Annotated in this window: 11 protein-coding genes; 7 read left to right on the forward strand and 4 right to left on the reverse strand. The window is 72.1% G+C overall.

From position 1 onward, the window contains the following. Window positions 1-51 precede the first annotated feature (51 nt). Window positions 52-1,482 (reverse strand): amino acid permease, encoded by a 1,431-nt coding sequence (locus VIM26_RS21795; protein WP_331955186.1) that lies wholly within the window; start codon window positions 1,480-1,482, stop codon window positions 52-54. 272 nt (window positions 1,483-1,754) lie between these two features. On the opposite strand from VIM26_RS21795, the gene VIM26_RS21800 reads away from it, so the two are divergent. The 3 genes from VIM26_RS21800 to VIM26_RS21810 all read left to right on the forward strand — a co-directional run bounded on the left by VIM26_RS21800 (window position 1,755) and on the right by VIM26_RS21810 (window position 3,954). Next, entirely contained in the window at window positions 1,755-2,336 is a 582-nt protein-coding gene (locus VIM26_RS21800) for a 2-oxoacid:acceptor oxidoreductase family protein (RefSeq protein ID WP_331955188.1), read from the forward strand. Beyond that, window positions 2,320-3,291 carry a hypothetical protein gene (locus VIM26_RS21805; protein WP_331955190.1) on the forward strand — a complete coding sequence of 324 codons (972 nt, stop codon included), beginning with the start codon at window positions 2,320-2,322 and terminating at the stop codon, window positions 3,289-3,291. The genes VIM26_RS21800 and VIM26_RS21805 overlap by 17 nt, the downstream gene beginning before the upstream one ends. 249 nt (window positions 3,292-3,540) lie before the next feature. Continuing rightward, window positions 3,541-3,954, forward strand: a complete 414-nt coding sequence (locus VIM26_RS21810) for a hypothetical protein (RefSeq protein WP_331955192.1) — start codon at window positions 3,541-3,543, stop codon at window positions 3,952-3,954. 3 nt (window positions 3,955-3,957) lie between these two features. On the opposite strand, the gene VIM26_RS21815 is transcribed toward VIM26_RS21810, so the two are convergent. Then, window positions 3,958-4,680, reverse strand: a complete 723-nt coding sequence (locus VIM26_RS21815; RefSeq protein ID WP_331955194.1) for a TetR/AcrR family transcriptional regulator — start codon at window positions 4,678-4,680, stop codon at window positions 3,958-3,960. A gap of 131 nt (window positions 4,681-4,811) precedes the next feature. Between VIM26_RS21815 and VIM26_RS21820 the strand changes: the two genes are divergently transcribed. Together VIM26_RS21820 and VIM26_RS21825 are read left to right on the forward strand one after the other, a co-directional pair. After that, window positions 4,812-7,076 (forward strand): MMPL family transporter, encoded by a 2,265-nt coding sequence (locus tag VIM26_RS21820; protein WP_331955196.1) that lies wholly within the window; start codon window positions 4,812-4,814, stop codon window positions 7,074-7,076. A gap of 602 nt (window positions 7,077-7,678) precedes the next feature. Next, window positions 7,679-8,971, forward strand: coding sequence for a PP2C family protein-serine/threonine phosphatase (locus tag VIM26_RS21825; protein ID WP_331955198.1), 1,293 nt, complete (start codon window positions 7,679-7,681; stop codon window positions 8,969-8,971). Between the two features lie 6 nt (window positions 8,972-8,977). On the opposite strand, the gene VIM26_RS21830 is transcribed toward VIM26_RS21825, so the two are convergent. Then, entirely contained in the window at window positions 8,978-9,475 is a 498-nt protein-coding gene (locus VIM26_RS21830; protein WP_331955200.1) for a DUF6314 family protein, read from the reverse strand. Window positions 9,476-9,548: 73 nt separating this feature from the next. Between VIM26_RS21830 and VIM26_RS21835 the strand changes: the two genes are divergently transcribed. Beyond that, window positions 9,549-10,436 (forward strand): aminoglycoside phosphotransferase family protein, encoded by an 888-nt coding sequence (locus tag VIM26_RS21835; RefSeq protein ID WP_331955202.1) that lies wholly within the window; start codon window positions 9,549-9,551, stop codon window positions 10,434-10,436. 132 nt (window positions 10,437-10,568) lie between these two features. Here VIM26_RS21835 and VIM26_RS21840 read toward each other — a convergent pair whose 3' ends face one another. Then, window positions 10,569-11,024, reverse strand: coding sequence for an Lrp/AsnC family transcriptional regulator (locus VIM26_RS21840; protein WP_331955204.1), 456 nt, complete (start codon window positions 11,022-11,024; stop codon window positions 10,569-10,571). A gap of 201 nt (window positions 11,025-11,225) precedes the next feature. Between VIM26_RS21840 and ald the strand changes: the two genes are divergently transcribed. Then, complete coding sequence (gene ald, locus VIM26_RS21845) at window positions 11,226-12,341, forward strand: alanine dehydrogenase (RefSeq protein ID WP_331955206.1); 1,116 nt, start codon at window positions 11,226-11,228, stop codon at window positions 12,339-12,341. The last annotated feature ends 92 nt before the right edge of the window (window positions 12,342-12,433 follow it).

Genomic DNA, 12,433 nt, shown 5'->3' on the forward strand with positions numbered 1-12,433 from the left:
GCGCCGGTCGGCACTGCGCATGGCACGCCCGCGATCACCTCGCCGACGACCTCACACCACGGTGGTCGCAGGCTCCGGATCGTTCGCCGGTTCCGCCTGGACGTCCGACTCGAGGGATTCGGCCGCCTTGCGGGCGGATCCCTTCGGGTACCGGTAGAGACCGATGCCGGCCACCACTCCGGCCAGCGCGACCGAGAGCCACAGTGACTCGCGGGTCTCCTTGAGGATCCCCATGCCGATCAGCAGGGCGACGATGCTGCCGATCGTCAGCCAGGTCAGGTACGGGAACGCCCACATCTTGAGCTCGAGCTGTTTCGCGGCCGGCCCCATCCGGCGGCGCAGGATCAGCTGGGAGACCGCGATGACCAGCCAGACGAAGAGCGCGATCGCGCCGGAGGTGTTGGCGAGAAACAGGAACACCGTGTCCGGGGCGATGTAGTTCAGGCCCACCGTGATGAATCCGACCGTGGTCGACGCCAGCACCGCCGCGGCGGGCACGCCGCGCTTGGAGACCTTGCGCCACGACGTGGGTGCGTCGCCCCGCAACGAGAGCGAGAACAGCATGCGGCTGGCCGTGTACAGGCCGGAGTTCAGGCAGGACAGCACCGAGGTCAGCACGACGACGTCCATGATCGTGCCGGCGCCGGGAATCCCGAAGCGCTCGATGACGGCGACGTACGGGCTCTTCGCCACCGACGTGCTGTCCCACGGGAGCAGGGTCACCACGATCGCCACGGACCCGATGTAGAAGATCAGGATCCGCCACACGGTGGACTTGACGGCCTTCTTGACGGCGTCCACCGGGTTGGCCGACTCGCCGGCGGCGATTGTGGCGATCTCCGCCCCGAAGAACGCGAACACGACGACCAGCAGCCCGGCCATGACGGCGCCCCCGCCGTTGGGGAACAGCCCGCCTCGTCCGGTGAGGTTGCTCAGGCCGGGTGCCTCGACGCCCGGGATCAGGCCGAACACGGCCGCCGTGCCCAGGATGAGGAAGATGACGATCGCGGCGACCTTGATCGAGGCGAACCAGAACTCGAACTCGCCGAAGGACTTCACCGACGCGACATTCGTCAACGTCAGGCAGACCATCAGGACCAGTGCCCATTCCCACTGGGCCACGCCGGGAATCCAGCGGTGCATGATCGCCGCGCCGGCCGTTGCCTCAATTCCCAGCACAATGATCCAGAACCACGCATAGAGCCACCCGATTGTCAGCCCCGCCCAGCGACCCAGCGCCTTGTCGGCGTAGGTCGAGAACGACCCGGTCTCCGGATTTGCCGCTGCCATCTCGCCCAGCATCCGCATGACCAGGATGACGACCAGGCCGGCCGCCGCATAGGCGAGCAAGATGCCGGGTCCGGCCTGCTGAATAGCGGCTCCGGAGCCGACGAACAGCCCGGCGCCGATCACACCCCCGATCGCGATCATCGACAGGTGTCTCGGCTTGAGCGAGTGGGAGAGCTGTTGATCAGTCTGCATGCGTACTCGTCCTGCTCTCGATCGCGCTCGGCGGTATGGAGGTCAGCCAGGTCGGCTTCTCGCGTCGTTGCGTCGTACCGTACGGCGACCGTGTTTCAGCGTGTGACCTGGATATTTCCAGAACGTAAAGGTCGGCCGCCGCCGGCGTCCGCCGGCTCGGGAGCGCTCGGCCGGGTCCGTCGGTCCCGTTCGCCCGCGGTCCGGGACGTTCGTCCTGGTCGGTGGGTCCTGCGCAGTAGTAGTCCGGAAGGAACGAGAGCTGGTGATCCGGCATGTTCCAGGTGCGCATCCATGGGCGGGGCGGGCAGGGTGTCGTCACGGCCGCCGAGCTGTTGTCGGTGGCGGCCTTCCGGGAGGGCAGGCATGCGCAGGCCTTCCCCAGCTTCGGGTCCGAACGCACCGGTGCCCCGGTGGTGTCGTTCTGCCGGATCGCCCACGCGCCTCTGCGCACCCACGAGCCGATTGCGTCCCCGGACGCCCTGATCGTCCAGGACGTCACCCTGCTGCTGCACTGCGACCTGCTCTCCGGGCTGACGCCCGACGGCTACCTGCTGCTCAACTCGTCGCTCACCCCCGAGCAGCTCGGGCTGGCCGGCGCCGTCGCCGAACTGCCGCCCGGGCATGTCATGACCGTGCCCGCCACCGAGCTCGCGATCGAGCACGTGGGCCGGCCGTTGCCGAACGTCCCCCTCCTCGGGGCCTTCGCGGCGCTCACCGGCCAGATCTCGCTGGACTCGGTGGTCGCGGCGCTCGTGGACCGGTTCCCCGGGGCGGTCGGACTCGCCAACGGCGCGGCCGCCACGGCCGCGTACCGCCTCGTGCGCGGCGAGGTGTCCCATGCTGCAACAAGTTGAGGGCTCGCGGGCCGTGGCGTCCGCCGTCGCCGCGTGTCGCCCGCAGGTCATCTGCGCCTATCCGATCTCGCCCCAGACGCACGTCGTGGAGGAGCTCAGCCGGATGGTGAAGGCGGGCGAGCTGGTGGGGTGCGAGTACATCAACGTGGAGTCGGAGTTCGCGGCCATGTCCGGGGCGATCGGGGCGTCTGCGGTCGGTGCCCGCTCCTACACGGCGACCTCCAGCCAGGGGCTGCTGTACATGGTCGAGGCGATCTTCCGGATCGCCGAGGAGCTCTCGGTCCCGGTGATGGTCTGCATGGACGGGTTCGTGCTCACCCATGCGACCGAGCGTGTCGACGTGCCCGAGCGGGGACCGGTCGACTCCTTCCTGCCGCGCTTCGCGCCGCGCCAGGTCCTCGATCCCGACCGGCCCGTGTCCATCGGGGCGATGGTGGGTCCGGAGGCGTTCACCGAGGTGCGCTACCTCGCCCACATGCGCCAGCTCGACGCGCTCGAGGTCATCCCGCGGGTCGCCGCCGAGTTCGCGGACGTCTTCGGGCGCGACTCCGGCGGGCTGGTGCGGCCGTACCGTGGCGTCGCCGTCGGGCTGCTGGGCATCACCTCGTTCCGCCCGTTCCCGGCCGACGCCATTCGCGCCGCGCTCGCCGGGGCCACGCGTGTCGTCGTGATCGACCGCGCGCTGGCCGTCGGTCTCGGCGGCGTCGTGGCCGGTGACGTGCAGATCGCGCTGAACGGGACCGGCGTCGCCGTGCGGTCCGTGATCGCCGGGCTCGGCGGCCGGCCGATCACCGCCGCGTCGCTGCGGACCATGATCGAGCGCGCGGTGGGCGACGGCCTGCCCGCCCTGTCGTTCCTCGACCTCGACCACGCGCTGGTCGACCACGAGCTGGAGCTGGTGCACCTGGGCGACCGCGACCGCGCCGTCGTCGGACAGCGGGCGGAGAGGCCATGAGCACTCCGGTGAAGTTCTACCAGGTCGGCAGCTTCGCGGTCGGCAACCGGCTGCTCGACCCGGCCCAGCGCAGCGCGCAGTCCGAGCAGGGCCGTGCCAACTCCCTCACGTCCGGGCACCGCGCGTGCCAGGGCTGCGGCGAGGCGCTCGGTGGGCGGTACGTGCTCGACGCCGCGACGCGCGCGTCGGCCGGTCGGATGGACCTGCGCGACCTAGAGGCCAAGGTCGAGCGCGCCATGGGGATGCACGGTGCCCGCTACCTGCACGTGCTGGTGCCCTGCCCGCTCGGCTGGGGCTCGGCCTCGAAGGACACGAACGGCGATCACCCGCTCGTGGCAGGTGTTCTTCGTCGGGCTGCTCTTCGGGCTCGGATTCGACACCGCGACGCAGGTCGCCGCCGTCGGCCTGGTGGTGGGCTCGACGGCCGGTGGCGCGCTGCCTGCCGTGGCCATCGTGGCCCTGCCGCTGCTGTTCGCCGCCGGCATGACGTTGTGCGACACGACCGACGGCGTGCTCATGGTGCGGGCCTACGGCTGGGCGATGGGGAACCCGCTGCGCCGGATCTTCAACATCACGCTGACCGGCATGTCCGTGCTGCTCGCCGTGGTGGTCGCCACGGTCGAGGTTGCCGCCCTGGTCGCGGCGCGGGCGGCCTGGGCGTGAGCGTCAGGCGGGTGGTACCGGCAGCCCGGCGGCCTTCGCGGCGAGCCGCACCTGGCTCAGGAACAGCGCGTCGCGCGCCTCGGGAGTCAGCCAGTCGAGGTGCCCGTGCACCTCGAGCGAGGTGAACCCGTGCAGCATCGCCCAGGTCAGCAGCATCGCCTGGAAGCTCTCCGGCGAGATCAGCCAATCCTTCTCGCCCTGCTTGGTGAGCTGACACTCGGTGACTGTGGGGGAGACCTCCCGGATCAGCGGATCGCCGAGCCCGCCCTGCATGGCAGCGGCGATGAACAGGGTGGCGAGCTGGTCCATCGCGCCCTTCGCGGCCTCCGTCGTCGTGCCCTGCTCCGGCGCGGCGTAGCCCGGGATGGGCATGCCGAGCACGAGTGCGAACTGCTGCGGCTCGCCGCGTGCCCAGTCGCGGTAGGCGTTCGCCGCGGCCAGCCAGCGCCCGGCGATGTCGGCGTCCGGGACGTGCTCGCGGGCTTCGGCGATGCGCCGTTCAAGGGAGCGGAAGCCGTCGTCGATCAGCGCGGTGAGCAGCTCGTCGCGGTCGTCGAAGTAGCGGTAGAGCGCCGGTGCGGTCACCCCCATGACGCGGGCGATGTCGGTGAACCGCACGTCCGTGGTGCCCTGCTCGCGCATCAGCGCAAGGGCCGTGGACTTGATCTCGTCCACCGTGGCGATCCGGGTGCGTTCGCGGCGGGACAGCACCGGCTCGGCGGTCACGTGAACTCCTCCAGCAGCGAGGGCAGATGCAACTTCGTAACATCACATTACTCTTGTGACGGGTCTTGACTAGTGACGCCGCATAGTGTTTGTTATGAGTCATAACGTCTCTTCGACTCCAGGACGATCCCATGCCCAGCACCACGACTCACCCCGCCCGCCACGTGGTCCCCCCGATGGCGTCTCCTGGCCCGCTCGGCAGGCTCGCCGACCTCGCGTTCCGGCACCGGCTGGCCACCGTGCTCAGCTGGATCGGCGCGCTCGCCGTGGCGGTCGTGCTCGCCAACAGCTTCGGCGGCGAGTTCACCGCCGACTACTCTGCACCCGGCTCGGACTCGAGCGCGGCGCAGCGGTTGGTGGCGCAGGAGTTCCCGGCCCAGGCGGGCGACGTCGTCGGCGTCGTCGTGCGCACCAGCGGCCCGGTGACCGACCCGGGCACGCGGGCCGAGGTGCGTGCCCTGCTGGCCGACCTGGCCCGCGTGCCGCACGTCGCCGGGATCGACGACCCGTACGCAACCCCGGGCGGCATCGCGGCGGACGGCCGCACGCTCGTGACCCACGCGCGACTGGACGTCGTCAACGCACCCGACATGCCGCTCGGGGACACCCGGCGCATGCTCGACGTCGCCGCCGCCGCGTCGCGGCCGGGGCTACAGGTGGCACTCGGCGGCGCCACGATCCAGCAGGTCGAGCAGGGTGCGATCGGGTCCGAGGGGCTCGGGCTCGCGGCCGCCGTGGTGATCCTGCTCGTGATGTTCGCCTCGGTCGTCGCGGCGGGGCTGCCGGTCCTGGTCGCGGTCTCCGGGCTCGCCGTGAGCGGGTCGCTCACGACGGTGCTGATCTCGTTCGTCGACGCGCCCGACTGGTCCACCTCGCTCGCGACGATGATGGGCATCGGGATCGGGATCGACTACACGCTGCTGATGGTGACCCGGTTCCGCGAGTGGAAGGCCGTGGGCCTTGACGACCGGGCCGCGACGGTCGCGACGCTCGACACCGCCGGGCGGGCCGTCCTGCTCGCCGGCGGCACGGTGGTCGTGAGCATGCTCGGCCTGCTCGCGATGGGGCTGTCGTTCATGCGGGGCGCCGCCCTGGTGACGATCCTGGGTGTGTTCGTGGTGCTGCTCGCGAGCCTCACGCTGTTCCCCGCCCTGCTCGGCTATCTCGGCCGGCACATCGACCGGCTGCGGTTGCCGCTGGCCCGGTCCCGCGCCGTGGAGGTCGCGGTCGGCGGGCACATCGAACCGTCGCCCGCCTGGCTCCGGTGGAGCACGCTGGTCGAGCGGCACCGGGTGATCGCCGCTCTCGCCGGGCTGGCGGCGCTGCTCGTGCTCGCCTCGCCGTTCCTCGCCGTGCGATTCGGCTTCCCCGACGCCGGCAACAACCGCGCGGGCACCTCCTCCCGGCAGGCCTATGACTGGCAGACCCAGGCGTTCGGCGCCGGCTCGAACGGCCGCTTGCTGCTGGTGGCCGAGCTGCCGGGGGCCGGTTCGGCCGCGCAGCTCGACCGGCTGAGCGGTGCGCTGCGCTCGACGTCGGGCGTCGCCGCAGTCACCCCGGCGCAGCTCAGCGGTGACGGCACCACGGCGATCCTCGGCGTGGTGCCGACGACCGGTCCGCAGAACCCGAAGACCGAGGACCTCGTGCGCGACCTGCGGAACACGGTGCTGCCACTGGCGACCGCCGGCACCGGGCTCACCGTGCACGTCGGCGGCGCGACGGCGGCGTCGATCGACTCGACCGCGAACATCGTCAAGCGCCTCCCGCTGCTCATCGGCGGGGTGGTGCTGCTGTCGATGCTGCTGCTGCTCGTCGCATTCCGCAGCGTGGCGGTTGCCCTCAAGGCCGCGGCGATGAACCTGCTCTCGGTCGCGGCGGCCTACGGCGTGGTCGCGTACGTGCTGCAGGGTGGCTGGTTTGGCGGGCTCGTCGGCATCGACACCCCGACGCCGCTGCCCGCGTTCGTCCCGGTGCTGATGTTCGCGGTGCTGTTCGGGCTGTCGATGGACTACGAGGTGTTCCTGGTCAGCCGGATGCGCGAGGCATGGCTGCGCACCGGCAACAACCACCGCGCGATCCTGGAAGGGCTGGCGGGCACGGGCCGGGTGATCACCGCGGCCGCGGCGATCATGGTGGCGGTGTTCGCGGCGTTCATCCCGAGCCCGGACGTGATCCTCAAGGTGATCGGCGTCGGGATGGCTTCGGCGATCTTCATCGACGCGACGGTCGTGCGCATGCTCCTGGTCCCGGCGGCCATGCACCTGCTGGGGCGGGCGAACTGGTGGCTGCCGGCGTGGCTCGGGCGGCGGATGCCCGAGCTGCACATCGAGGGTCGGCCGGAGGTGCACCTGCCGGCGCACGTCATGGCGGCCCGGGAGTCGGTGGGGGCGGCGTAGGAGGCGCCGCTCGGGGGCCTACACTGGGCACAGGTTTCCGGCGATCCGTCGCCGGTGCAGGACTGTTGAGACAGCAGATGGCACCGCCCCTCGTCCACACGGGGGGCGTTGCTGTGTCGCTCGGGGCAGAGGTGGGCGGCGCGGGCGCCGCCCGGCGCGAATTGCGCGTACCCGAATCTGTTGCTATGGTTCACAACGCTCAAGGCGCGGCCGATAGGTCGTGTGGACGCGGCAACGCGTTCGAGCAGAATTCGGTCTGCACGGTGGTGCCAGCATCCCGTCGTGAAGGATCGGCTCGGCCACGGAACGCGCCCCTTGTGAGGGGTGGACGGACGTGGACCGGGTGGCACGTCGCTGACAGCCCCCAACATGGCCGGGGGCGGTTCAAGCCGCGAAAACCAGAACAAACGGTCGCGGTGGGCAGTGGCGTAGTAGATGCTGGACCGGGACGTCAAGCGAAGGCCCCGACCCGCCGAAAGGCGCGGTCGGGGCCTTCGTCGTTCCGCAGGGCGACCCGGACCGGCGCAGGTGGGCCGTGCTCAGCGGTTGACACGCCGCGCGGAACCGCCCCTGGAGCGCTCCGGACGGGGCACGATGGCGTGGTGGGGGACGAGATCACGAACACGACCGGGCCGACCGACCGACGTGAGCGGTCCGCGCCGCTCGTTCGCCGGCTCCGCCAGACCCGGCTGCTGCTCAGGCTCGCCGAGACGATGGTCGCGGCCGCCGGCGAGGCCGACGTCGTCGCCGCGGTGCGGACCCTGTCCGAGACGGTTCTCGGCGCGGGGTTCAGCGAGGTTGCGCTGAGCGAGCCCCGCGGCATCCGCATCGCCGGCATCGACGACCCCGCGCGCCGCGTCCCCGCCCAATGGCTCGCGCACGATCCCGGCGCCGAGCTCCCGGGGCCGCACGTCCTGCGAACCGGACGCGCACTCCTCTACCCCGACGAGACCGCGGTCCGCGCCGACTTCCCGCGGCTGACGGACGAGGTCGGCCTCCCGGCGCGCGGCGCGCGTGCCTACCTGCCGCTCGTCGCGGACGGGCTGCCGATCGGCTGGCTCGCCCTGGGCTGGACGCTGCCGATGGACCTCGACGACGACCTCCGCGAACTGTTGGAGGTGCTCGGCGACACCACCTCCCGGGCCCTGCAGCGGGCCCGGCTGCTCGACGCGCGCAGCGAGGTCGCCGACACGCTCCAGGCGGCGATGCTCAGCACGCTGCCGACCGTGGCCGGCCTCGAGCTCGCGGCCCGGTACCGCCCGGCGAGCGCGGGGGAGCGGGTCGGCGGGGACTGGTACGACGCCCTGGCTTCCCCGGGGTCCACGACGCTCGTGATCGGGGACGTCGCGGGGCACGACGCCGGCGCGGCCGCGCAGATGGGACACCTGCGCAGCGTCCTGCGGGGGTTCGCGGTGGACCGCGCCGAGGCGCCGTCGGCCCTGCTGGGGCGCCTGGACCGGGCGAACCTCGCCCTCGGGGGCGACACCGTCGCGACCGCACTGGTCGCGCGACTGGAGCTGCTCGGACCGCTCGAGGGCGCGCGGGTCACCTGGTCCAGCGCCGGGCACTACCCGCCGGTGCTCGTGCACCGCGACGGGCGGGTGCGCGATCTGGTCGGCCAGCCCGACCTGCTGCTCGGCGTCGACGGTGGCGCGCCGCGATTCGACCACGTCGACCTGGTCCCGCCGGGTGCCACGTTGCTGCTGTTCACCGACGGCCTCGTCGAGCTGCGCGGGCACGCGATGGTCGAGCGCCTCGACGCGCTGCGCGCGACCGCCTCCCGGGTGGCCGCCGAGCCGCTCGACGTGCTGCTGGACTCGGTGCTCGCCGCGATGGCGCACCCGCGCGACCCGGACGACGTCGCGGTCCTCGCCGCGCGTCCCGTGCGTGGGTAGCCGAGCTCAGGTCCGCCGGTAGACGGTCGAGAGCCGCTGGTCCTTGGTCGGCCCGGTGACGTCCCAGCGCACGCGCCACTCGTCGTCGGACCGGACGGTGAACGTGCCGGTGTAGGTGTCGGCGGCGCACGGGTGGTGCGCGATCCAGCGGCCCGTGCGCAGGTCGAGATCGTGGAACGCCCTGCCGTCACCGAACCTCACCCGAGCGGTGCCGTCGGGCTCCGGATGCATCCAGAGCGTGCGCTCGGCCGTCCCGACGACGCCGCTCCAGCTGAGCTCGCCGCTCTCCGCGTGCTCGAGCGGGAGCGCCGCGCCGTCTGGTGCACCGGGGCTGCCGGAGACCAGTCGGAACGTCGCGGTGCCGCGGAACGTGCCCGCCACGCGCACGGACCGGTCGAGCAGCTCGCGCTCGACGGACCACGTCCCGAGCAGGTAGGAGGTAACGTCCGGCACCGCGAGCAGGAGCGGTGCTCCGGCACTGGCGAGGCGGTCGACGTCGGGCACGGTCCCATCGTGCCGCGCCGGGCATCGAGAAGGACAATTGCGCGTCGGCACAACCAGCAGGCAGGAGGTCCGCGTGGCGAACAAGCCGTCCGCCGAGGTCGACGTGACCCCCGCACTGGTGCGACGCCTGCTGGCCGAGCAGCACCCCGATCTCGCGGACCTGCCGCTGCGCACCGTCGCGGCGGGATGGGACAACGCGATCCTGCGCCTCGGCGAGCACCTGGCGGTCCGCGTGCCGCGCCGCGCGGCCGCCGCCGAGCTCGTCCGGCACGAGCAGGAATGGTTGCCGGTGCTCGCGCCGGTCCTGGGGGTGGCCGTGCCGGCGCCGGTGCGCGTCGGTGTCCCCTCGGCGGCCTTCGGGTGGGCGTGGAGCGTCGTGCCATGGTTCGACGGTCGCCCGGCATCGGCGCTGGCTCCGGTCGAGCGCCGCTCGCTGGCCGCACCCCTCGCCGACGTCGTCGCCCGGCTGCACGTCCCGGCCCCGGGCACCGCGCCGGCGAACCCGTGGCGCGGCGTCCCGCTCGCCGAGCGGGACGCGATCGTGCGCGAGCGGGTCGCCGGTGGCCTCGTCCCGCAGCCCGTGCGTGTGCTCGCGCTGTGGGCGGACCTGCTCGCGACGCCGGTCTGGTCCGGGCCGCGGGTGTGGGTGCACGGCGACCTGCACCCGGCGAACCTGCTCGTCGGGAGCGACGGGACGTTGCGTGCACTGCTGGACTTCGGGGATCTCACCGCGGGCGACCCGGCCACGGATCTCGCGACCGCCTGGCTGACGTTCGACGCGCCCGGCCGGCGCGCGTTCCGGTCCCGGGTCACGCGGCTGACCGGCACCACCCCGGACACCTGGCGGCGGGCCCGCGGCTGGGCCCTGCTCATCGCGGTCGCGATCCTCGCGAACTGCGACGACGACCCGACGTTCCTGACCCTGGGCACCCACGCCCTCACCGAAACCCTCGCCGACTGACCCCCTCCTCGAGTTGTCAGCCCCAACGCGGTCCCTGCCGCGCGCAACCGCTGACACGTTCACGGGCTCAGAACCTGTCAGCCGCAGCGCGGTCCCTGGGGCGCGCTGGGGCTGACACGTCGGGTGGGGTGGTCAGATCAGGACGGCGCCGGCGGCGGGGAGGTGCTCGAAGATCAGGCTGGTCTCGGTCAGGGCGACCTCGGGACGGGCGCTGAGCTGGTCGACGACGAACGCCCGCAGCGTCGCGGTGTCGCGGACGGCGACGTGGATGAGGAAGTCGTCCGCCCCGGCGACGAAGTAGACGTCCATCACCTCCGGGCGCGCCGCGACGCGTTCGGCGAACGCGGTCAGCTGCCCGCGTTCGCCCGCCTGCATCCGCACCGCGATCATCGCCTGCAGGTCGCGGCCGACGGCGGCCGGGTCGAGCTCCGCGTGGAACCCGCGGATGACGCCCGAGCTGCGCAGCGCGCGGACCCGCCCCAGGCAGGTCGACGGCGCGATCCCGACGGCCGCGGCGAGGGCGTTGTTGGGCATCCGGGCGTCCTGCTCGAGGAGTCTCAGGATGTGGCGGTCCGTCTGGTCCAGCACCAGATGAACATCTGACGGAACGGGGCTCTGTGACGTGCGTCTCACTGAATTTTCTGGAGGCATTTCGTGATCCTACCGAACATCTGACGACGGAAACCGAATCGAAACACGCGAAGTTCACGATTGTCACGGAACCGCGTCAGAATAGGACCTAAGTCGCCGTCGACCAGACGGCGGCGCCGCCCACCTGGGAGCGACGCGATGCGGATAGGTATTCCGACCGAGATCAAGAACAACGAGTTCCGGGTGGCCATCACCCCCGCCGGGGTGCACCAGCTGGTGGCCGCGGGCCACGAGGTGTTCGTGCAGGGCGGTGCGGGCGCCGGTTCGGCGATCACCGACGAGGACTACCTCGGCGCCGGTGCGACGCTGCTCGAGACGGCCGCCGAGGTGTGGGGCACCGCCGAGCTGCTCTGCAAGGTCAAGGAGCCCATCGCGGCGGAGTACCACCTGCTGCGCGAGGACCTGGTCCTGTTCACCTACCTGCACCTGGCGGCCGACCGTCCGGGAACCGACGCGCTGCTCGACGCCGGCACGACGTCGATCGCGTACGAGACGGTCAGCCTCCCCGACGGGTCCCTGCCGCTGCTGGCCCCGATGAGCGAGGTCGCCGGCCGGCTCTCGGTGCAGGTCGGCGCCTACCACCTGATGAAGAGCAGCGGTGGCTCGGGTGTCCTGCTCAGCGGGGTCCCGGGGACTCCGCCCGGCAAGGTCGTCGTGATCGGCGGCGGCGTCGCCGGCCGGCACGCCGCCGAGATCGCGCTCGGGATGCGGGCCGACGTGACCATCCTGGACGTGTCCCTGCCCAAGCTGCGCGAGCTCGACGTCGCGTTCGGGGGCCGCGTGCGCACGCTCGCCTCGAGCGCGTACACCCTCGAGCAGGAGGTCGTCGGGGCCGACCTCGTGATCGGTGCGGTGCTCCTGCCGGGCGCGCGCGCCCCCCGGCTCGTCAGCGACGAGCTGGTCAGTGCGATGCGGCCGGGCTCGGTGCTCGTGGACATCGCCGTCGACCAGGGCGGGTGCTTCGAGTCGACCCACGCGACCACGCACGCGGACCCCACGTTCGCGGTGCACGGCTCGCTGTTCTACTGCGTCGCGAACATGCCCGGCGCCGTCCCGGTGACCTCGACGCGCGCGCTGACCAACGCGACCCTGCCGTACCTCACGGCCCTGGCGAACCGCGGCTGGCGTGCGGCGCTCGGGGCCGACCACGCGCTCGCCGGCGGCCTGACCACGCACGGCGGCGCGCTGTACAACGAGCCGGTGGCCGCCGCGCATGGTTTCGCGGCAAAGGACCCAGCCTCCGTGCTCGACTGACCACTAGCGTCAAGGGCGCAGGCGTCATCGGCGCAGGCCCGACGCCGCACGCACCCACCCCGCAACGTCCGAGCGTTGACGTCCTATAGGAC

Source organism: Pengzhenrongella sp. (genome assembly GCF_036565025.1).
In the GTDB taxonomy this organism is placed as follows: Bacteria; Actinomycetota; Actinomycetes; order Actinomycetales; family Cellulomonadaceae; genus Pengzhenrongella.

Excerpts from the sequence above, each read along its gene's own strand:
- VIM26_RS21805 (WP_331955190.1), top strand. The coding sequence starts at position 2,320 with ATGCTGCAACAAGTTGAGGGCTCGCGGGCCGTGGCGTCCGCCGTCGCC.
- VIM26_RS21820 (WP_331955196.1), top strand. The coding sequence starts at position 4,812 with ATGCCCAGCACCACGACTCACCCCGCCCGCCACGTGGTCCCCCCGATG.
- VIM26_RS21800 (WP_331955188.1), top strand. The coding sequence starts at position 1,755 with ATGTTCCAGGTGCGCATCCATGGGCGGGGCGGGCAGGGTGTCGTCACG.
- VIM26_RS21795 (WP_331955186.1), bottom strand. The coding sequence starts at position 1,482 with ATGCAGACTGATCAACAGCTCTCCCACTCGCTCAAGCCGAGACACCTG.
- ald (WP_331955206.1), top strand. The coding sequence starts at position 11,226 with ATGCGGATAGGTATTCCGACCGAGATCAAGAACAACGAGTTCCGGGTG.